This window comes from Flavobacterium sp. GNP011 (genome assembly GCF_056428925.1).
In genome coordinates this window covers 1-203 of sequence record NZ_JBWJVJ010000084.1, presented here as the reverse complement: position 1 = coordinate 203, position 203 = coordinate 1, and the positions used below count along the sequence as shown (strand labels likewise).

General features: G+C 46.8%; 1 protein-coding gene. It reads right to left on the bottom strand.

From position 1 onward, the window contains the following. A partial coding sequence (locus AC061E_RS16695) for a hypothetical protein (RefSeq protein ID WP_478287261.1) occupies positions 1 to 203 on the bottom strand: 203 nt, incomplete at both ends.

The following is a 203-nucleotide window of genomic DNA, read 5'->3' as shown; positions in this document are numbered from 1 at the left end:
AATACAAAAGTATAAGTTGTATCTACCGCCGATGGGTTGCTTAGTGTAAAGTTGAATACCACATCAGTTCCTTCGGTAGCCGAAGCCGGAGTGATCGTTGCCACAGTAGGGGCGTTGTTATTGTCGATAATCGTACCAGTAGCCGAAACAGCTCCATTAGCGATGCTGAACGTTTCATCAGCCTCGTCGATAGCATCCACAGT